The organism is Veillonella sp. AF13-2 (assembly GCF_003603295.1).
In the GTDB taxonomy this organism is placed as follows: domain Bacteria; phylum Bacillota; class Negativicutes; order Veillonellales; family Veillonellaceae; genus Veillonella; species Veillonella parvula_E.
This window is the reverse complement of record NZ_QTMT01000001.1, coordinates 117,035-139,913: the sequence shown is the minus strand read 5'-3', so window position 1 is coordinate 139,913 and position 22,879 is coordinate 117,035. Positions and strand designations below refer to the sequence as shown.

Below are 22,879 nucleotides of genomic sequence, written 5' to 3'. Positions count from 1 at the left end.
CTCCTATTATAAGGTTTCAAGGAACGCTTCACGTTCCAATAACGCTTGTTGTTTTTGTTTATATTCTTCTAACTTTTCTTTTTCTTTTGCTACTACAGCTTCAGGAGCTTTTGCTAAGAAGCCTTGGTTAGACAATTTACCTTCCAAACGAGAAATTTCTTTTTCCATTTGGATTTTTTCCTTTGCAATACGCTCTCTTTCTTTTTCACCGTCAATCAAGTCTTTAAGTAAGAGATATACTTCCATACCATTGACAACGGTTACAGTCGCATTTTCTGGTTTTGGATCATCGGTACTAAGAATTGTTACTTTCTCAGCCCAAGCCAATGTTACGAAGTAGTCACTATGTTCTGCTACAGTTTTAGCTAATGCTTCATCTGTTGGCGCTACGATAACCTCAGCTTTTTTACCTAAAGGCACATTCATTTCAGCACGCATGTTACGAATACCTTTGATAGCATCCATCATAACTTCCATTTGACGTGCTGCCCCTTCAAGATTATCGAATTTCAATGCTTCAGGCCATTTAGTAACAACGATGCTGTCCCCTTCGTGTGGCAAATGTTGCCAAATATGTTCAGTTACGAACGGCATGAATGGATGTAATAATTCGAGCATATGACGTAAGATTGTTACAAGTAAATATTGAACTGTACGACGATCACGTTCGTTGCTTTCACTATACAAACGAGGTTTCGCTAATTCAATGTACCAATCGCAGTACGTATTCCAAATGAAATCATATACGGAACTTGCCGCTTCACCAAGTTCGAATTTATCGAGATTAGATGTTACGCTTTGTACTATTTCATTGTATTTTTGAACAATCCATTGGTCTGCTAATGTCAAATCATCTGCTGTTGGAACGAAACTTTCATCATAATCAGTAATGTTCATCAATACAAATTTTGATGCATTCCAAATCTTATTGGCAAAGTTACGGTTAGCCTCAACACGTTCCATATAGAAACGCATATCGTTACCAGGTGTGTTGCCAGTTACAAGAGTAAAGCGCAATGCATCAGCACCATATTGGTCGATAACTTCAAGCGGATTAATACCATTGCCCAAAGATTTACTCATTTTACGGCCCTGGCTATCGCGAACAAGACCATGAATAAATACATGTTTAAATGGAATTTCATGTTCAAACTCAAGAGCCATAAAGATCATACGAGCAACCCAGAAGAAGATAATATCGTAACCAGTTACAAGCACACTTGTTGGATACCATTGTTTAAGTTCTGGAGTTTGCTTAGGCCAACCCATTGTGGCAAACGGCCATAAACCAGAGCTAAACCATGTATCAAGAACATCTGGATCTTGTGTAACATGACCGTGGCAATGAGGACATTCTGTAATATCTTCACGGCTAACGATAGTTTCACCACAGTCATCACAATACCATGCAGGAATGCGATGGCCCCACCACAATTGACGAGAAATCGTCCAATCGCGGATATTTTCAAGCCAGTTCACATATGTTTTTGTAAAACGTTCAGGAACGAACTCTACTTCGTGGTCTTTAACAACCTTAAGAGCGGGCTCTGCCAATGGTTTCATATCTACGAACCATTGTTTAGATACCATTGGTTCGATGATTGTATTACAACGGGAGCAATGACCTACTGCATGGTCATGATCATCGATTTTTTCAAGTAGGCCTAATTCTTTAAGTTCTGCTACTACTTGTTTACGCGCTTCTTCACGAGGTAAGCCATTAAATTTGCCAGCACCTTCATTCATTGTTGCATCATTGTTCATAACAACGATGGATTCCAAATTATGACGTTGGCCCATTTCAAAGTCATTAGGGTCATGAGCAGGTGTAATTTTTACACAGCCTGTACCGAAGCTAGCATCTACATAATCATCGGCAATTACAGGAATTTCTCGATTAACAAATGGCAAGATCAATGTTTTACCAATGAGATCTTTATAACGATCATCATCAGGATTTACTGCTACTGCTACGTCACCAAACATTGTTTCTGGACGAGTTGTAGCAACAACAACAAAACGATTATCTTCACCTTTTACAGGATATTTAATATGCCATAAATGGCCATGTTCGTCTTCATGCTCAACTTCAACATCAGATAACGCAGTGGCACAACGAGGACACCAGTTGATGATGCGTTCACCGCGATAGATCAACCCTTTTTCATAGAGGCTTACGAATACTTCGCGCACTGCATGGTAATACCCTTCATCCAAAGTAAATCGCTCACGGGTCCAATCACAGGATGCGCCAAGGCTACGGATTTGTTTTACAATAGTATCACCATATTCTTTTTTCCATTCCCACACGCGCTCTACGAATTTTTCACGGCCCAAATCATAGCGAGATTTTCCTTCTTCTTTAGCAAGCATCTCTTCTACTTTGATTTGTGTAGCAATACCAGCGTGGTCTGTACCTGGCATCCACAATACATTGTAGCCTTGCATGCGTTTGAAACGGATGAGGATGTCTTGTAATGTGTTATCAAGGGCATGCCCCATATGTAACATACCAGTTACATTAGGAGGTGGTAATACGATACTAAATGGCTCTTTATTCGTGTCTACTTCTTCGTGAAAGTATCCTTGATTTTCCCAATAAGAATACCATTTGCCTTCTATTTCACCAGGATTATATGTGGTTAAATTTTCGTAGGTTTTCATCGTTCCTCCTAAAATACTCCTTAGCGCTTCATAATCTTAGCCAATACAAATAGACTTGTTTCATATAGCAATATCATAGGTAATGCAATCATCGTTTGAGAAAACATATCCGGTGTAGGTGAAATGACAGCACCTATGATAAAGGATATAAGAATAAATATTTTTCGCTTCGTTTTTAAAAAGCGTGATGTAATTAAGTTGAAATATCCCAAAATAATTAAGATCAACGGCAATTCAAAGATAAATCCAAAAGGCAGTACAAAGGACAATACAAAGTCCATATACTGACCAATGGAAAACATCGGTTGTAATTCATCTGTGGCAAAGCCCATAAAGAACTTCACTGCTGCAGGCAATACGAGAAAATAAGAAAATACAATACCTATTCCAAATAGACTAATCGCAACTGGTAAAATCCAGTTAGATAACTGCTTTTCTCGCGCAGTCAGTGCAGGCTTAACAAATAGCCAAATCTGATGCAATACAATGGGAGCCGCTATGACGAGGCCTCCTACTACAGATACTTTCATATACGTAAAGAACGCCTCAGTAGGTCTCATATAATAGAGCTTGCCAGCTGGTTTTAGAAGTATTTCCAATAATAAGTCTACATAATAATATGAAATACAAGTTCCCACAATAACCGCTACAGCCATTATAATCAATCGTTTTCGCAGTTCTGAAAGATGTCCTACAAGAGATAATTCCCTCGCCTCGTCCATCATCTTCTGTTCCATTTCAGTATAAATCGGCTCATTTTCCTGTTCCTCAGGAACGCGTAAATTCGCCACTCTATACCGTTCTTGCTCAGCCTTTTGCTCTGCTTCACGCCGTTTTTGACGAACTACACTATCAAAAGAAGGTTTTTGCATGGGATATTCGAAATCCGGTTTTGGTTCGAACGGTTCCATATTATACCTTTCTATCAGCTAGATTTTCTACAGCCATCACAAGGAATTCCTTCCCTGGAAAATCACGCACTGCAGCGAGTGCCGCTAAAGCATCTTTACAATATTTATCAGCTACAGCTAATGTATTATCGATACCACCTTGAGCAACAACATAATCGATAATGTCTTGCTCATTACCACCATTGTTTAAGCCTTTAATATCTTCAAGCAATTTATCTTTATTACCATCGTTAACGATACTTAATAACGGATACGTCAATAGTCCTTCTCGAAGATCGTTCCCTACAGGCTTTCCTGTCGTTTCCGTTGTTTCACGATAATCCATAATATCATCTGTAATTTGAAATGCCATACCTAATGCATGACCATATTTTTTCAATTCTATGATTTCAGATTCTTGCCAATCTCCTAAGAGACCACCAAGTTCCATACAGCCTTCCATGAAGTCTGCTGTTTTCTTTTGCGTTTTTGTCATATAACGCTCTATACCTTGATCGATGCGATATACATCTTCCATTTGCATGAACTCACCTTCTACAAGGCATGTAATAATATGAGAGAAGACTTGAAGATACTTCATATTCGTCATTTCAGATACGATTTTAAATGCTTTAGCAAATAAATAATCACCACTAAGGATAGCTACCTTATTGCCTTTATGCATGTGAATGGTATCTTCACCTCGGCGAATTTCAGCTTGATCTAATACATCGTCATGGATAAGTGTTGCTAAGTGAAGCATTTCAACAGCCTCAGCAATTTTGACGCGTTGACGCTCTATAGATGCCCCTGCATTAGCAATCAATAGGCACAATTGAGCGCGCAAACGCTTACCACCTGCTGCTGATAACGGTCGAATCAGTGCATTGAAGTCCTCTACACCGGTATTAAAAGATGATGCAAGAGACTCTTCGACACGCTCTAAATCTAAAGCAATGCGTTCCATAATCTCTAATTCGTTGGTTTGACTCATGCTTCATCTCCTACCAAAATTTTATTGATTCGTTGTTGTAAAAGCTCACGTCCAGTATGCTTTAAAGAGCTATACAGAATCGGCGATGTAGCCGTTGGATATAGTTCTTTAATAATAGCCAAGTTTGCAGACTTTTCTTTAGCCGTCAATTTATCGGCTTTAGTCACTACAATTTGTAATGGCACACCAGCTTCGACAAGCCAATCAAATGCCACCTTATCAATAGGCATCTCAGGATGACGACCATCGATAAGTAGGCATAACAACATCAATCGTTCAGAATGTAAAATATAATCGGCAATAAAGGAAGACCACAAATTGCGGTTTCCTTTATTTGTCTTTGCAAAACCATAGCCAGGAAGGTCAACAAGGAACCAATTATATCTGCGTTCCTCTGTCTCAGAAATATCCTCTTTTGATTCAATATCAAAGTAGTTTATCGTCTTAGTCTTACCTGGCTGACCACTAACGAGGGCTAACCCACGATAGTTACATAAAGAATTAATCAACGAAGACTTGCCCACATTAGAACGTCCAAGGAAAGCGATTTCTACTGTATCCCCTTCAGGATATTGATCTGCCTTCACACAGGAAGTATTATATTTTGCAGCTATAATACGAGGCCCCTTCGGTTCTTTTCGTGTATATTGTGGTTTTGGGCCCATTTGTTTAGTGGATTTTTTCTTCTTTTGCATTACACAAGTGCCTTTGCTAATACTTCATCCATTGTCTTAACTGGCGTAATAATGAGGCCTTCTTTCACAATGTCAGGTAATTCTGCAATATCCTTTTCATTACCTTTTGGAATCAACACCTCTTTAACGCCATGAGACAAGGCTGCTAATAATTTTTCTTTTAAGCCGCCTATTGGTAATACGCGGCCACGCAATGTGATTTCACCAGTCATGGCAATATCAGAACGAACCTTGCGGTTAGTCAAAATAGACACCATAGCTAATGTCATTGTAATACCTGCAGAAGGACCATCTTTAGGTGTTGCCCCTTCTGGCAAGTGAACGTGAATATCAAGTTTTTTATAAAAGTCTTCTTCAATTTTTAAGGCTTTTGCATTATGGCGAATATAACTCATAGCCGCTTGACCAGATTCTTGCATAACCTTGCCGAGACTACCAGTTAAAGCCAATTTACCGGTACCATTCATAGTTGTAGCTTCACATGGTAATACTACACCACCAACAGATGTCCAAGCTAATCCATTTACATAGCCAACTTGTGGTTTCTTTTCTCGCTCTTGGTCAACAAAGATCGATGCGCCTAAGAATTCGTGAAGATTTTTAGTAGTGACTTTTGGCGCATCTCCGCCTTCTTCAACTACTTTGAAAGCAATCTTACGGCAAATCTTAGCAATTGTTTTCTCTAAAGTACGAACACCAGCTTCGCGAGTATATTCGGAAATTACCTTTTTTAACACAGCATCAGATAATTTAACCTTGTAATCTTCAAGTCCATTTTTCTTAATTTGCTTAGGTGTTAAGTAACGCTTAGCAATTTCTAGTTTTTCTTCTTCCATATAGCTGGACAACTCAATAATTTCCATACGATCTAACAATGGACCAGGAATATTAGATGCTACATTAGCCGTAGTAATCCAGAAAACTTCAGAGAAGTCGAACGGTACTTCGATAAAGTGATCACTAAATGTACTATTTTGTTCTGGATCCAATACCTCTAATAAAGCTGAAGATGGATCGCCTTTATAATCAGATGCTAATTTATCAATTTCATCCAACAAAAATACAGGATTCTTAGTACCTACATTTTTTAGTCCCTGAATCATACGACCAGGTAAAGCACCAATATAAGTACGTCGATGACCACGAATTTCAGCTTCATCACGAACACCACCTAAAGATGCACGGATGAACTTACGATTCATTGCTTTAGCAATAGAGGTAGCCAAAGAGGTTTTACCAACGCCTGGTGGACCTACTAAGCAAAGAATAGAGCCACTATTTTTACCGGTTAATTTACGAACCGCTAAAAATTCTAAAATACGTTTCTTAACCTTTTCAAGGCCATAATGATCGGCCTCGAGCATAGCATGAGCACCCTTGATATCTAAACGGTCTTCCGTTAATTCGTTCCACGGTAATGCTAATACCCAATCTAAGTAGTTACGCAAAATTGTTGCTTCCGGCATCAATTGAGGCATACGGCTATAACGAGAAATTTCTTTATCGATACGCGTATGTACGTCTTCACTTAAGTTAAGTGCTTTTAACTTAACTCGTAGTTCTTCTGCCTCCTCCTCTGGGTCACCTTTATCACCCAACTCATCGTGGATAACGCGGATTTTTTCGCGCAAGAAATATTCCTTCTGCGCTTTCTCCATAGATTGACGGACTTGATTATTGATGGAATTTTCCAAATCAGAGATTTGTAATTCCATATTTAAAATGCCTACAATCATGTTAAGACGACGAGCCACAGATAATTCTTCAAGTAACTCTTGACGTTTCAAATTATTAATAGGCAATAGAAATGCAACTTGGTCAGCTAATTCACAAGGATTGCGTAATTCCATAACGCGCGTTACACCTTCATCAGTAACTGATTTAGCTTCTTCTGCCCATTCGCCAAATTTAGCTTGAACCAAACGACGATAAGCTTCAAGCTCTACATCGTCTTCAAATTCAGACGCCACTCGTTCATAGTCTCCTATATAATAAGGATCCATGCTAGTGATATTCATAAGACGAATACGAGTGATGCCCTCTACAAGAACACGTACTATACCACCTGGTAAGCGCAACATTTGTTTAATTTTTACTAATGTACCCATTTGGGCTAAATCATGAACTGTTGGTGCATCTACAGCATCATCTTTTTGAGTTACGACGGCTAAAATGCGGTCCTCATTCATTGCGGCTTCCACCGCCTTAATGGATTTGTCTCGACCGATATCGAGGTGAATCACGATATTCGGGTATACTACCATGCCTCTGAGAGGTACGGTAGGGATCCCAACTTCGAGTAAATTCATACTTCCTCCAGGTATATATATTATGAAAAGAAACTCATTCCTACACAGAAATGAGTTTCTTCGAATTACGATTTCAACTGGATGTCTTGGTCTGCCTCATTTTTGAGTATAGGTTCACCTGTGCTTAATACGGATTCACGATTCACAATGCACTTAGTTACTTCCGGCATGGAAGGAACCTCAAACATTACGCGTTTCATCACCTTTTCAATGATAGCACGCAAACCACGAGCACCTGTTTTTCGCTGTAATGCTTCATCAGCGATTTCTTCTAATGCATCTTCAGTGAAAGTTAACTCTACACCATCAAGGGATAGAATTTTTTCATATTGTTTTGTTAATGCATTTTTAGGCTTTGTTAAAATTTGAATTAATGCATCTCTGTCTAATTGATCTAATGTCACCATTACAGGCAAACGTCCAATAAACTCAGGGATCAAACCAAATTTTAATAAATCTTCAGGTACAACATCTTTTAAGATAGCCGATACATTACGTTCTTCTTTACGCTGTACATCTGCACCAAAACCAAGTGTTTTCTTAGCGGTACGCTTAGTAATAACCTTGTCCATACCATCAAATGCTCCACCACAAATAAAGAGAATATTCGTAGTGTCGATTTGAAGCATTTCTTGATTAGGATGCTTTCTACCACCTTGAGGAGGAACAGAAGCAACGGTACCTTCTAAGATTTTAAGCAATGCTTGTTGTACACCTTCACCAGACACATCACGTGTGATAGAAGGATTTTCAGACTTACGAGCAATTTTATCGATTTCATCGATATAGATAATGCCACGTTCAGCCCGAGCTATATCATAATCTGCAGCTTGAATAATTTTGAGTAAGATGTTTTCTACATCTTCCCCCACATACCCAGCCTCAGTTAAGCTTGTAGCATCTGCAATAGCAAATGGCACTTCTAGCATTTTCGCTAAGGTTTGAGCCAATAGTGTTTTACCACTACCAGTAGGACCAATGAACAATACATTAGCCTTTTGTAATTCTACATCATCTACTACATTATCTGTTTGTAAGCGTTTGTAGTGATTATATACAGCCACGGCTAAAGAGATTTTAGCATCATCTTGACCAATAACATATTCGTCAAGATGAGCTTTAATTTCTCTCGGCGTTGGCAATTCTTTTAAGTTGAAGTCGTCCGTCTCAACCGCACCCAACTCATCTGCAATGATGCGTTCACAAACTTCAACGCATTCATCACAAATATACACGTTAGGCCCCGCCACTAATTTGCGGACTTCTTCGCTTGTGCGTCCACAAAAACTGCAGCGCATAGTGTCTTTATCTTTTGCCAAGGGGCGCCTCCATTACTTGCTTTCTACAGGTTCTCTTGTGAGCACCTCATCAATTAAGCCGTATTCAACGGCATCCTGAGCACTCATGAAGTTATCGCGATCTGTATCGCGAGCTACTACTTCAATATCTTGTCCACTGCGAGAAGCTAAGATACCATTTAACTCTTCACGCATGCGAAGAATCTCACGGGCATGGATTTCAATTTCAGATGCTTGTCCTTGTACACCACCTAATGGTTGGTGAATCATGATGCGCGCATGAGGTAACGCATATCGTTTACCTTTAGTGCCAGCTGTTAAAAGCACAGCACCCATGCTCGCTGCAGAGCCTACACAAATAGTAGACACATCTGGTTTAATATATTGCATCGTATCATAAATAGCCATACCTGCGGTTACAACACCACCAGGGCTATTGATGTACAAATGGATATCCTTATCAGGATCCTCTGCTTCCAGGAATAACATTTGCGCAATAACCGCATTTGCCACATTATCATCGATGGGGCCACCAAGGAAAATAATGCGATCCTTTAACAAGCGAGAGTAAATATCATAGGAACGCTCTCCGCGTTCACCTTGTTCAACTACGATTGGTACATACATGTAATCACCTTTTCATGTACCTAGTTGAGCAAACTATTATTCAGCCGCTTCAGCGCCTTTTGCATTATCAATAATGAATCGAGCTGCTTTTTTGCGAGCTACAGAGCCTGCCAACATAGCTACACGACCTTCTTTTGCAATAATATCCCAAACTTCTTTAGGATCTGCCCCAAAGTTTTGAGCCATAATGAAGATTTCACGGTTCATATCATCTGGAGTTACTTCGATACCTTCAGCAGTTGCAATAGCATCCAATACTAAATCAGCGCGTACGTTTTCAGCTGCGGAATCTTTGTATTCAGAGCGTAAATCTTCGATAGTTTTATTGGAGAATTTCAAGTAGTCATCAAGTTTCAAGCCACGGCCTTCCATATTCATAGCCAATTCTTGAATCATTTGTTCTACGCGATCTTTAATCATTACTTCTGGGATTTCTACAGTTGCATTTTTAACAGCTGTTTGAATCAAGTCAGCATTGTAAGTATCGATTGCACGACGGGAAGCTTCTTCCTCCATTTTAGTGCGAAGATCTTTTTTCAATTCTTCAATAGTTTCGTAAGAGCTTGCTTCTTTTGCGAATTCATCATTCAATTCAGGCAATTCTTTACGTTTAATATCATGGATATGAGTTTTGAATTCTGCTTCTTTACCAGCAAGTTCTGCTACGAAGTAGTCTTCAGGGAATGTTACTTTTACAGTTACATCATCACCAGCTTTAGCGCCAATCAATTGATCTTCGAAGCCAGGAATGAAGCTACCAGAACCGATCTGTAATGGGTAGGATTTACCTTCACCACCATCAAAAGGTTTACCATCAACGGAACCAGCAAAGTCGATTACTGCAAAGTCGTCTTTTTGAATTGTAGCGCCTTCTTCAGCAACAACCATTTTTGCTTGTTGTTCACGAATATTGTTCAACTGTTCTTCGATTTGTTCATCAGATACTGTAGCATCTTGTTTATCTGCTTCTAAGCCTTTGTAATCGCCAAGTTTAACTTCAGGGCGTTTAGTTACAGTAGCTTTGAAAATCAAATCTTTGCCTTCTTCGAATTGTTCCCGTTCGATTTCAGGTTCAGATACAGGCACGATATCATTTTCACGAAGTGCAGCACTATAGTTTTGGCTAGCCAATACTTCAAACGCTTCTTCCAAGATAGCTTCTTTACCGAAGTTCATTTCTAAAATACGGCGAGGCGCATGTCCTTTGCGGAAGCCAGGGATGTTCACTTGACCTGCAATGCGTTTTACAGCTTGTTTAATGCCTTTATCTACTTCTGCTGCAGGTACTTCAATAGTTAACGTTACTACGTGTTGATCAACAGGATTTACAGTTGCTTTCATTTAAAATATGTCCTCCTCGAAGGGCAATATGCCCAAATTTCTGTAGTATATTATGCACTCCTAATAATAACATAAATGCAAGGTCAATGCAATTCTTCTCAATATACACTAAAAGACCACCCCAAAACGGGTGGTCTTTACATATTTTACATAATTATGCTAATTAGTTATCTTTAGCAATCAATTTGATAATGTCCCGACGAGACAAAATCCCGATCAAACGATACTCTTTATCTACAACTGGCACATTTTTCAAATGTTGATCAAGCATAACAGATACAATTTCTTCTACATCTTTATCCGGTGTGGTTGTAATTACTTCATCAGTCATCAACTCATGAACGTGAGATGCCAATAATTTTTTAAATTGAGCATTGTATTCACCGATGCCATTGTAATAGATGCTAGCGCCTAATACATTAACATAATGAGGCACATGAGGACGTACTTTTTTATAAAGTAAATCACCTTCAGAGATAATACCTAACAACTTATTATCATCATCCACTACGGACACAGCTGTTAAATTATATTTAACCAATAAATCAGCTACATCAGAAATCGGCGCATCTTTGCCAACAGTAACAGGGTATTTATTCATTACTTCTTGGATTTTCATAGTGAATTCCTCCTTATAAATACATCTCGCTTTATTATACTATTCGCCACAGTATAATAAAACTCCTTTTTTCTGAAAGTATTATACAAATAATTTTTAGGTCTACGTCTTCTACCAATGATAAGGTTCATTGCGATTGATTTTTGATGCTCGATAAATTTGTTCTACAAGTAGCAATCGAACCATTTGATGAGTAAATGTCATAGGGCTAAAGGATAATTTATAATTTGCAGTCTGACGTAATGTATCACTCACTCCAAAGGCACCGCCAATAATGAAAGCCATATCGCTTACACCATCTACCTCAAGTTTTGATATCGTCTTAGCTAGTTCTTCAGAGGACATCGTTTTGCCGTACACATCAAGTAATACGGTATACGCATTTTTAGGAACCGCTTTTAATAAACGGACTCCTTCTTCGGCAACAACTTGTTTGCGATCCACATCACTCGGCTTATCTCCAATTTTACTTTCATTCAGTTCTGTAATTGTAATTCCACCATAGGGACGCATACGTTTCACAAACTCTGCAACTCCATCTCGCAAGTAAGCATCCTTCAATTTGCCAATACAGACTACATAAAATCTCATTTTCTACCTCTTTACAGATCGGATGGATACAATTTCATTAAGCTGACCATGTTGCAACTTCATTTCAGGTCCAATACGAACACCACCATCCACAAGCATTTTACCTATGGTTTGAGTAACGAGGACAGCATTATTATTATTTTCAGAACGATGAGCCAATATAACTTGCATAAAATCAGGACGTTTCATCATAAGCAGTGCTTGCGCTGCCATTTCATTACTCAAATGACCTTCATCACTAGCCACCCTTTGTTTCAAAAACGGCTGATAGGGTCCGAATCGCAACATATACGGATCATAATTTGCCTCTAGCACTAACAGCGTCGTCTCATCAATCCTGCGTAAAATATCATCTGAAATCACACCTGTATCAGTAACAACAGTTGCCTTATCGTTCCCAGCAAACACATTTATTCCAATTGGATCAGCCGCATCATGACTTACCGAAAACGGCTCTACGGTGAGACCGCCCAACGTTAAACTGCCCTTTGTAAGCTCAATCAATCGATTCTTCGGTACGATTAACTTATCTTGAATTTCACGCCATGTGCCCTGCTTCGTATACACAGGAAGATCAAATCGTTTTAGTAATTGTTGTAGTCCCGCAATATGATCACTATGTTCATGACTGACGAATATGCCCTCCACCTGAGCCATGTCTATATGCAATTCTTTTAACCCATTGACAATGCGCCGGCAACTAATGCCTACATCATGCAATATGACAGAGTTCCCTTTTTTTATTACTGTACAATTGCCCTTGCTACCACTGGCAAGGACATGGACCTCCAACGGTGAGGATTCACTCATCAAAACACTCCATATACTTAATCATAAATCTATTATTTCTGTAAAAGTCAATAGTTTAGTTATTTAGTTAAATATTGTATTAACTCATTTAAATTCAAGCTATTATTACGTTCTTTCAGATAATTTAGTCAAACGCTCTACAAAGTACGACATATTAGCCTCAATATCTGGTCCTCGACGGAACATGTCGCCGCCAACGAGGAACATCGTATCATTTCCGTACAGCTCAACGAGTTCATCAAGACGAGCATCTGTAACACCACCACCCGGTGCCGGGCAAGCTGCTTTCATCAAACCTAATGGCTGTTTAATGTAAGAGGAAATCCTCTTGCATTGTTCCTCTGTAAAAGTAAAGCGTCCACCATAAGATACGAAGATTGGCATATCAGCCCCAAAAATACGAGGTAATAAACCTAGTTGTAAATAATCGGCTACACCAGATACACCAGGGCTTACAAATCCACCAGAATAAGCAGGGTGATGAATGATAGGCAATTGTAATTTTTCATCAGTAGCTAATTTATGTAGCCACCCAAAACCAACGAGACCTGCAGCCACCATGAGAGCTGTAGCACCAGCCTCTTTGGCAAAATAAGCGCGTTCCAATACATCTGTGCCATCACCAGATACATTTGCTGCATATAATGTATGTGTGCCATGTGTAGCGTTCATTTCCTGTACCATAGAAGCACATCGTTTTACACGATCTTTATATTGAGAAAAGGACTGATTAGAAATACCATGATCATCCTTTATGACGTCTGCACCACCACGTGTATACGCTCCACACATACGAGCCAATTCCTCATTTGGTGTGCCCATCGGCTTTACAACGGCTTGAATCATTGGGCGCGTCGGAGTTTCCACTAATCGACGAATTCCTTGTAAGCCAAATCGTGGTCCTTTAAACACATTGTAAAGTGTTGGGCATAGTTCAATATCCACCACCCAAATATGTGGCTGTAACGAAGAATTCCCAAAGATAACATTTAAAAATTGTGTAGCTTCTAAGGCCGTGGTATCTACGTGATATGAAATACGAGCCAAATAATAACGAGAGGTGTTAATTACAGCATTTGGCATCACACCTACATCGATATAAGGAGAGTCTTCTACTATAGGTTCAAGAGATTCTAGTCGACCAGTAATAGTTTCTTTAATGTATGGATCCGTTACAAACTCATAAGGAAATTCTATGGTTTGCTCCACTTGAACAGCCCAAGCAATTGATTTTGCTTCTTCATATGTACTCGCTTCTATTCTATATATAACTATAAATCGCTCGTCTTTCATAATGCGTCTCCTTTACAATAATATTATTTAATTATATACCAAAGTAGTATACGATTCCATAAAAAAAGACCTCACTCCAAATCAGAGTGAGATCTTTTTAACAAACGAAAACATATATATTGATGTTTTACCTATACTAACAAGGTTTCTACTGTGAGAGACAATACATATAATCGCATGAGAGTAAACTCGTCTAACTATATCTTATTGGTAGAAATGTTTAGGATAACCTTTGAATCGTGTGAAGTGACGATATTTACGAGTCGCACGATTAGGTTCATTAACAGTTTTATAACCAAAACCATTAAACATTACATTTAAAATAACAGCTACTATACTACCAGCTGTGATACCAGATTTCAAAAGAATTTGAGCCCATGCTGGAAAGTGTGTATAGAATTGAGGTGCTGCAAGAGGAATCATGGATACCCCAATACTAATGGCAACTAGCATCAGGTTATAGTTACCATCGAAACTAACTTTACCAAGAGAACGAATCCCACTGGCGATAATCATGCCGAACATAGCTATCCCGGCACCGCCTAATACAGCATTTGGAATACAAGCTACGATAGCGGCTAATTTAGGGAAAAGGCCTAATAAAATTAAAATTACACCAGATGCTGCTACAACGAAACGACTCTTAACACGTGTTACAGCAATAAGACCTACGTTTTGAGCAAATGCTGTATACGGAAAACTATTAAGGATACCACCAATAATAGTGGATAAGCCATCCGCACGAAGTACCGCAGCCAACTCTTTTTGACCAATAGGTTTATCTACGATTTCTCCAACTGCAATACTATCACCAGTTGTTTCTACCATAACTACGAGCATTACAATAATCATAGATACAATAGAAGCAAAGTCAAAGGTTGGAAAGCCAAAATAGAATGGTGTCACAACAGAAATCCATTGAGAACGCCCTACTTCTGAAAAATCTGTAATACCAACAATCATAGCTAAGGCTGTACCGAGAATAAGCCCAACTAAGATTGCCAAATTACCAAGGAAACCTTTACCAAATCGATAAGTTAATACAACGAGAACAAATGTAGCTACACCAAGAGCTATGTATAGTGGATCGCCAAAGTTTTTATTGCCTACGCCCCCCCCCATCCAGTTAACAGCTACTGGCATCAAGTTGATACCAATAATAGTAATGATAGTACCTGTTACTACAGGTGGGAATAGCCGAATCAAACGACTGAAAAATGGTGCCACAAGGAATGTAAAGAGACCAGCTACGATAATCGCACCGTAAATGGTAGTAATATCATGCTGCTGACCAATCAGAATCATTGGACCTACAGAAGCAAATGTTACACCTTGAATAAGAGGAATGCGACCACCGACAGGTCCGAACCCTAATGTTTGAATCAATGTAGCTACACCACATGTAAATAAGTCAGCTGTAATCAAACGAATTAAATCTTCAATTGGCAAATGCATAGCTTGTGCAATAATAATTGGTACAGCTACTGCCCCAGCATACATAGCCAGAACGTGCTGTAAACCATAAGCGAATAACTGCGGGATTGGCAGCATACCATCTACATGGTCGACACCAGATGCACCTTTACTCATAAGAATCACCTCATATCTTACGTTTTAGTTACTAGTTAAACAATATAGTCATACTATCGTACATGATAGAGTTTAGAAATCTCATCGACTTCACGTGGGAACCTTGATGGCTAGGGGCAAAAGCCCCTACCATTAAGCAAATATTCTATTTTTTATAACCTGTATGTTTAATCGGCAAGGACCTACGTGGTTCTCCGTCGATACGACGATACGCATTTGCAATAGCCGGTGCAATCGGAATGCTAGAGATTTCGCCAATACCTTTAGCACCGTATGCATATTGTTCTGGTGTCCCTTTTTCGATAAGACTTACATGAATTGGAGGACATTGGGTAGCTCTAAGAAGTCCTAGCGTACCGTATTTAGATGTTACATACCCTTCTTTATAAGGGAAGTCTTCTGTAACGGCATACCCCATTCCCATAATGGCACCACCTTCGGCCTGACCTGTACAGGATTGAGGGTTCACTACACGACCTACATCGTATGCTACATGTAAATTAGCAACCTTATTGTCTTCACCAATTGTTGCTACACATGCACCATAACCATAGGCAACGTGATTTTTTGGATGCGATTTATCAGAATTAAATGGATCTGTTTCACCGAGAAACTCTTCATAAATCTCTACGCCATTCAGTTCTTCTAATGTTTTAGTATCTAACATTTCTTTTAAGCGAAGACTTGCTTTACGCGTTGCTTCACCGGTAAAGAGCGTTTGGCGAGATGCAGTAGTTGTACCAGAATCTGGTGTACGTACTGTATCAGGTCGTTCTACAAATACTTTATCCGCCGTTAAGCCTGTCGTTTCACAAAGTACTTGTGTTGCCATAGTAGCCATGCCTTGACCAATACAAGCGGCACCCGTACGAATACGAACTTTACCATCACGTACTTCTAAAATAACGCGACCCGTATCAGGTAGTCCTACACCAATACCACTATTTTTCAAACATACCGCAAGGCCAGTACGATCAGAGGCATAATATGCATCTTTTACAGCTTCCAAACATTCTACTAAAGCGGTTTCTTTGGAACAAATTTGGCCGTTTGGTAATGAGTCACCAGGGCGTACAACATTTTTGTAGCGGAATTCCCAAGGATCCATGCCTACCAACGCAGCTAATTCATCAATATTTTGCTCTTGACCAAAGATAGTTTGTGTTACGCCAAACCCACGGAATGCACCACCAGGAACAGTATTTGTATAAACACATACACCATCAAAGGCAAAATTATCAAAGTGATAAGGGCCACAAGAATGAGTACCAGCACGTTGAAGTACAGGACCACCTAAAGATGCATACGCGCCACAATTAGAAACGATATTCACCTTACTTGCTACCAAATTACCTTCCGCATCACAAGCTGTTGTAATATCCATTTCCATCGCATGACGTTTAGTATGAATATTGAGACTTTCTTGACGGGAGAAAAGTACCTTAGTTGGTTTTCCTGTAAGCCAAGCTACGAGTGATGCATGATGTTGTACGGTCATATCTTCTTTACCACCAAAGCCACCACCTACGAGCATACTGTGAACCTTTACAGCCTCATTCGGAATACCAAGCATACGAGCAACTTCACGACGATCATCATAAACATTTTGGCTACCTGAATGCAGATGAATTTCATCACCCTCACGATATGCAACGGCACATTCTGGTTCCATAAATGCATGGTCGGTTTGAGGTGTGGAATAATGATTTGTTACTACAAAAGCAGCCTCTGCAATAGCCTTATCTACATCGCCACGAGATAATGTTTGACGAGATAATACATTTCCCTCTGGATGTAACTGAGGAGCATCTGGTTTTAGTGCTTCCAATGGATCTAGTACGGGTTCTAATTCAGTATAATCAACTTCAACTAGAGCCAATACTTCGTCTAAATATTTCTTTTCTGTAGTTGCAACAAGTGCAATTGCATCGCCTACATAACGTGTAATATCACCTTCGGCGATAAGTACATCCCAATCCGGTACTAAATGACCAGTCTTATTGAATGGTACATCCTTAGCAGTCAATGCCGTTACACATGCTGGATGTTCAAGAGCTTTAGACACATCAACACGATCAACTCTAGCTCGTGGGTATTTAGAACGCAATGCTTTGGCATAAATCATGCCATCCATATAGATATCATCAGAGTATTGTCCAGTACCTAATGCTTTTTCCTCAGCATCTACACGGTGTAAACGAGCGCCTACATTACCATTTGTATCCTTTTCTGGAACTGGTAAGTTCTCACGGAACATTTTTGCAGCTAGCATAATGCCCTCTTCAATTTTTACATAGCCTGTACAACGGCAAATATTACCTAATATCGCCTTTTTAACATCGTCAGGTGTAGGGTCATTATTTTCGTCAATCAATACTTTTGCACTAATAATCATACCTGGTATACAGAAACCACACTGCACCGCTCCGCATTCACCAAAAGCATAGGTGTATACTGCTTTTTCTCGTTCAGATAAACCTTCAATCGTGACAATTGATTTACCATCTAATTGAGATAGTTTGCTTACACAAGCCTTTGCTTTTTTTCCGTCTATAATTACTGTACACGTACCACATGCACCAGCACTACAACCTTCTTTAGTGCCCGTCAACTTTAAATCAGCTCGCAAGAAATCAATTAAACGTTGATCCTCTTGAACCTCATATTGGGTGCCATTCACTTGAAAGCGGTACATATATAGCCCTCCTCTCATTAAGGAATACATTCACCAAGATACGATTCTGTTAAGGATCCATCTTGTACCACATGGTGACCTCTAAGGATAACATCTCGAACCTTGCCAGTTACAGATATTCCTTCGTAAGGTATATAGTCAGCCTTTGTATGGGCGGACTCTTTTGAAAGCATATGTTCTATATGCTTATCTACAATTGTTATATCCCCATCACTACCTACAGCTAATGTACCCTTCTTGGGATACATGCCATATAGCTTTGCTGGGTTTTCACTAACTAATTTCATAAAATCTACAGCGCTCATATTGCATTGGTTAACCAACACATCATAAGCAATGATGCCCCGTTCTTCGGCTCCAGGAATACCTCCAGGAATTCGGGTAAAGTCATGACGACTCTTTAATTTTTGATCATTAAAGGTAAAGCTACAATGGTCGGAACCAATGGTTTGAAAAACACCATTTACTAGTGCATCCTTCAATGCCATTTGATCTCGTATCGTTCTAAGTGGAGGACTCATCACAAATTTAACCCCTTCAAAATCAGGTAATTTATATCGTGATTCATCAAGCACCAAATACTGTGGACATGTTTCACAAGTGACTTGATGTCCTAATGCCCGCTCACGTAGAACTTCATCTACACCTTCTTTAGAACTTACATGCACAATATGCACGGGATACTCTAATGCAGCACCAATTGTACTAAATCGCTTAATCGCTTCCGATTCAATCATGGCCGGTCTTGTGAGTGGATGATTGTCTACATCTAATTCACCACGTTTACGTTTATCTGCTACAAAGGCATCGATAAGATCACCGTTTTCACAGTGAGCCCCTACAAGCGCCCCCGTTGGTTTTATAGCTTCAATAGCATCATAAATTTCTCGATCTGTTAAACGGAAGCCATACGCTAGGTACACTTTAAAAGACGATACACCAGCTTCTACAACCTTTGGTATTTCATGAGATACCTCTTCATTCATTTCTACAAGCTCCATATGGAATTTGTAGTCACAGGAGCAGCGCCCTGCGGCACGCTCCTTGTGAACTTCTAAACCTTTACAAAGGGAGCCATCCTCGGGAGAAGCAAAATTGATGATTGAAGTAGTCCCACCAAGTATAGCAGCCTTCGTACCACTATCAAAATCATCCGCAGTCGATGCTAAAGTATTGGTCATTTGAAAGTGCGTATGAGGATCTATAAATCCTGGGAATACGTAGCAACCTTTTGCATCAATTACTTTAGCCCCTTCTGGAACAGGAACGTGTTCATCGATGGCGACAATTTTGTCGCCATCAATTAATAAATCTCCGGTAAGGATTCGATCAGCTAAGACCAATTCCCCTTGTTGTATGATAATCATGATACATAGTACACATGCTCTTTACAGAAGGCATGTACAACTCCTTTCAATTCTTTAGGTAATGCATCAATGTCACATACGGCTTCTTCACCTTTGAAGCGATAACCACAGCTAGTACCTTTGATGTAGAAACCATCATTTGTACTATCTGCTAAAGCTTCAGCATTGTGGAAGAATGTAATGCGATCCTTGTATGGTTGACAAGGTTCTACGCAATGACATGCACAGTTACCACACTCATTACAGCTTTGATCAACATGGACGATCAATTTAGCATCATTTACAGTAACGACTTCATTACATCTATTAGGACATACGCGAACACAAGCACCACACACTACGCGACAGTGGTAGTCAGAGCTATGTGTACCAGGGAAGGATGGCATTGCTTCGCGTTTTTTCTTCATAGCATCGCTCTTCTTGAAGATTTTGTTCTCAGCGATGTCTTTAGCGAGTTTAGCTATAAGTTCTTTATGAACTTTTAAAGCAGCATTGTAATCAGTAGATTCCACTTCGTCTGCTAAGCCTTTGAAAGTATTGTAACCTTCACCTTGTAGAAGAATTGTACATACTGTTACAGGCCAGATACCACAATCAAAGATAGCTTTGATATTTTGTTTTACAGCACCACCACTATAAGACATTGGTAAACGTTCGCCGAACTGAGCACTTAGGAGCTCAGCCACACCAATTGTTACAGGTAACAAGGATTTACCAGACATGTACATTTGCTCGCCTGGCAATTCATTATTATGAATTTGTACAGGGAATGTATTTGTCAATTTAACACCGAAAATCTTATTGTGTTTTTCACCAAGAGCTATAAGACGCTCTAACATTGGAACAGCTTTATCGAATTGAAGGTCAACTTCAAATTGATGATCTTCAAAGTCAATGTACTCAAAACCAGCGTTATCCAATAATTCTCTAATGCGTTTTGGACCTAACAATGTAGGGTTGCATTTTAAGTATAGGTGAAGACCTTTTTCACTGATAAGGTACGAACAAATGGATTCGATTTCTTCTGCTGGGCAACCGTGCATTGTGGACAATGTAATTGCTTGGCAAAGTTCATCACTAATAGAGTTGATATAATCAGCATCAATATGCTCAAATTCATCTACATGGTCAAGACACCATTGTTTACATGTATCCCACACAGGAGATTGAGATGCACTGCGCATTGTGTTAATGAATTTATCAACCATAGGGCTCTTGATACCAGCCAAATTGTAGCCAACACTCATGATGAATAAGAAGCCATCTGGATCACCTAATCCTAATTCTTTAGAGATTAATTTCAATGCGAACCAAGCTTTAATGTATTCATCAGCAGCTTCATCACAGCTATATTCAGAAGACCATTCTACGTTATATGCTTCGTCTACAGAGTAGATACAAGGTCTAGGAATACCTAGTTCTTCACCATACATAATTTGTACGGTTTTTAATTCGATGCAACGAGCACCAGCCACATAGGATGCCACAATGTTTTGTGCCAACTGTGTATTAGGACCAGCTGCTGGGCCTACAGGATTTTCAATAGATTTACCAAAGATAGATAAGCGTTGATTATGATTCGTACGATGAATTTTATTTACATTGTAAATACGATTGTACATCTTGTACTCAGTCATAATGTGGTTCATCAAATTTCCGAAACTTACCGGATACATAATGTCACTCATAATGTCACACTCCTTTAAAGCGTTTGCGTTATGGGTTTAGTCGTTTCCATAAACCTTTAGATGTTGCTAAAACTTCGTTCATTACTTCAGCTTTATCAATGCCTTGTAATTTACGATCAATCATGCGTGGTACACCATCACTAATAGTTGTTACCACATACATACCATTAGCACCGAATAGTAAATGACCATTGATGTTGTTTTCATCAAGTGGTGTTGGTGCTGCGTAATCAAGAACAATTACGTCAGCTGCAGCACCTTTTTTAAGGATGCCTACCGTAGTATCGAAGAATTCATTAGCCATTTTGCGGTTGTTTTCAAATAGCATATGAGGTACTTCGCCCCAGCCTACATATGGTTTATGTTGCTCATGTTTCACGAGACAATTCGCTACTTTATAAGATTCGAGCATATCATTTGTATAACCATCTGTGCCAAGCCCAACAGTGATCCCTGCATCTAATAGTTTTAAGATATCTGTCGTGCCTACTGCATTACCCATGTTACTTTCTGGGTTATGTACAACCTTAGCTTGAGAGTTTTTCAATAATGCCACATCTTCGTCAGTTACGTGTACACAGTGACCAGCGATGCTCTTAGGGCCTAAAATACCTGCCTCTACGAGGCGTCTAACAGGTGTCATGCCATATTTTTCTTTACTATCTGCCACATCTTCTGGGCCTTCAGCAACATGAACGTGATATCCTAACTTGTCTTCATTTTGTGCTTTCACATAATCTAATGTTTCAGGACTTAGAGTAAAGGATGCATGTAAGCCCATCATAGCAGCGAGTCTAGATGGATCTTTTTTAGCCTCTTTACCAAAACGTACATTTTCTGCAACAGCGGCTTTCATCTGATCAACACCGTTACGGTCAGACACTTCGTAGCACAAGCAAGAGCGAACACCAAACTGTTTAGCTACATCTGCAATGATGGATAAGCTGTTAGGCACTTCACCATAACTTGCGTGATGGTCAAAAATAGTAGTTACACCATTTTCGATACAGCCTAAATACGTAAGTAATGCACTTGCTTTTACATCAGGAGCGGTCAATTTATTATCTAAGTAGAACCAAAGTCCTTCCAAGATTTCACCGAAGTTAGTCGGTGCCGGACCTGGCAATGATAAACCTCGTGCAAGAGCGGAATAAATATGGTGATGTGCATTAATGAAACCTGGCATAATTAGGCCACCATGAGCATCAATGATTTCTGCATTTACATACGTTTTACATAATTCATCATATATACCAATATCAACAATTTGAGTCCCGTCGATAGCAACAGCACCATCATAAATGATAGGTCTATCAGCGTCGCGAGTAATAACAGTACCTTTTCCTAATATAATCATGTGGGCACCTCCTCAACGATTCGTTGAAATGCATACTTATAAACTTATATA

Annotated in this window: 17 protein-coding genes; all 17 read right to left on the bottom strand. The window is 39.4% G+C overall.

Annotated elements, in window-relative coordinates; all coding sequences use genetic code 11:
• Positions 1-6: 6 nt before the first annotated feature.
• On the bottom strand, positions 7-2,664 hold the full coding sequence (locus DWV85_RS00615; protein WP_123137808.1) for a valine--tRNA ligase: 2,658 nt from the start codon (positions 2,662-2,664) through the stop codon (positions 7-9).
• 20 nt (positions 2,665-2,684) lie between these two features.
• Positions 2,685-3,575 (bottom strand): twin-arginine translocase subunit TatC, encoded by an 891-nt coding sequence (tatC, locus tag DWV85_RS00610; RefSeq protein WP_123137807.1) that lies wholly within the window; start codon positions 3,573-3,575, stop codon positions 2,685-2,687.
• Position 3,576: 1 nt separating this feature from the next.
• Positions 3,577-4,548, bottom strand: a complete 972-nt coding sequence (locus DWV85_RS00605; protein WP_123137806.1) for a polyprenyl synthetase family protein — start codon at positions 4,546-4,548, stop codon at positions 3,577-3,579.
• Positions 4,545-5,243: a ribosome biogenesis GTP-binding protein YihA/YsxC gene (yihA, locus tag DWV85_RS00600; protein ID WP_123137805.1), complete on the bottom strand. Its 699-nt coding sequence runs from the start codon at positions 5,241-5,243 to the stop codon at positions 4,545-4,547. Before yihA ends, DWV85_RS00605 begins: the two co-directional genes overlap by 4 nt.
• The gene (lon, locus tag DWV85_RS00595) at positions 5,243-7,552 is read right to left on the bottom strand and encodes an endopeptidase La (protein ID WP_123137804.1); all 2,310 of its coding nucleotides are present in this window, start codon (positions 7,550-7,552) and stop codon (positions 5,243-5,245) included. The genes yihA and lon overlap by 1 nt, the downstream gene beginning before the upstream one ends.
• 65 nt (positions 7,553-7,617) lie before the next feature.
• The gene (clpX, locus tag DWV85_RS00590; RefSeq protein ID WP_008601448.1) at positions 7,618-8,871 is read right to left on the bottom strand and encodes an ATP-dependent protease ATP-binding subunit ClpX; all 1,254 of its coding nucleotides are present in this window, start codon (positions 8,869-8,871) and stop codon (positions 7,618-7,620) included.
• A 12-nt stretch (positions 8,872-8,883) separates the two neighbouring features.
• Positions 8,884-9,477: an ATP-dependent Clp endopeptidase proteolytic subunit ClpP gene (gene clpP, locus DWV85_RS00585; protein WP_004696517.1), complete on the bottom strand. Its 594-nt coding sequence runs from the start codon at positions 9,475-9,477 to the stop codon at positions 8,884-8,886.
• Between the two features lie 36 nt (positions 9,478-9,513).
• Positions 9,514-10,818 carry a trigger factor gene (gene tig, locus DWV85_RS00580; RefSeq protein ID WP_008601449.1) on the bottom strand — a complete coding sequence of 435 codons (1,305 nt, stop codon included), beginning with the start codon at positions 10,816-10,818 and terminating at the stop codon, positions 9,514-9,516.
• 163 nt (positions 10,819-10,981) lie between these two features.
• Positions 10,982-11,437, bottom strand: a complete 456-nt coding sequence (locus DWV85_RS00575; protein WP_004696521.1) for a CBS domain-containing protein — start codon at positions 11,435-11,437, stop codon at positions 10,982-10,984.
• Between the two features lie 111 nt (positions 11,438-11,548).
• Positions 11,549-12,028, bottom strand: coding sequence for a 23S rRNA (pseudouridine(1915)-N(3))-methyltransferase RlmH (rlmH, locus tag DWV85_RS00570; protein ID WP_123137803.1), 480 nt, complete (start codon positions 12,026-12,028; stop codon positions 11,549-11,551).
• 3 nt (positions 12,029-12,031) lie between these two features.
• Positions 12,032-12,838 (bottom strand): MBL fold metallo-hydrolase, encoded by an 807-nt coding sequence (locus DWV85_RS00565; RefSeq protein WP_123137802.1) that lies wholly within the window; start codon positions 12,836-12,838, stop codon positions 12,032-12,034.
• A gap of 105 nt (positions 12,839-12,943) precedes the next feature.
• Entirely contained in the window at positions 12,944-14,131 is a 1,188-nt protein-coding gene (locus tag DWV85_RS00560; protein ID WP_123137801.1) for a RuBisCO large subunit C-terminal-like domain-containing protein, read from the bottom strand.
• Between the two features lie 204 nt (positions 14,132-14,335).
• Positions 14,336-15,721, bottom strand: coding sequence for a nucleobase:cation symporter-2 family protein (locus DWV85_RS00555; RefSeq protein ID WP_123137800.1), 1,386 nt, complete (start codon positions 15,719-15,721; stop codon positions 14,336-14,338).
• Positions 15,722-15,866: 145 nt separating this feature from the next.
• On the bottom strand, positions 15,867-18,416 hold the full coding sequence (gene xdh / locus DWV85_RS00550; protein ID WP_004696528.1) for a selenium-dependent xanthine dehydrogenase: 2,550 nt from the start codon (positions 18,414-18,416) through the stop codon (positions 15,867-15,869).
• Between the two features lie 17 nt (positions 18,417-18,433).
• Positions 18,434-19,783, bottom strand: a complete 1,350-nt coding sequence (hydA, locus tag DWV85_RS00545; protein WP_123137799.1) for a dihydropyrimidinase — start codon at positions 19,781-19,783, stop codon at positions 18,434-18,436.
• The gene (locus tag DWV85_RS00540) at positions 19,780-21,471 is read right to left on the bottom strand and encodes a selenate reductase (RefSeq protein ID WP_120055443.1); all 1,692 of its coding nucleotides are present in this window, start codon (positions 21,469-21,471) and stop codon (positions 19,780-19,782) included. The genes hydA and DWV85_RS00540 overlap by 4 nt, the downstream gene beginning before the upstream one ends.
• 28 nt (positions 21,472-21,499) lie before the next feature.
• Positions 21,500-22,828 carry a putative aminohydrolase SsnA gene (ssnA, locus tag DWV85_RS00535; RefSeq protein WP_120055445.1) on the bottom strand — a complete coding sequence of 443 codons (1,329 nt, stop codon included), beginning with the start codon at positions 22,826-22,828 and terminating at the stop codon, positions 21,500-21,502.
• Between the last annotated feature and the right edge of the window lie 51 nt (positions 22,829-22,879).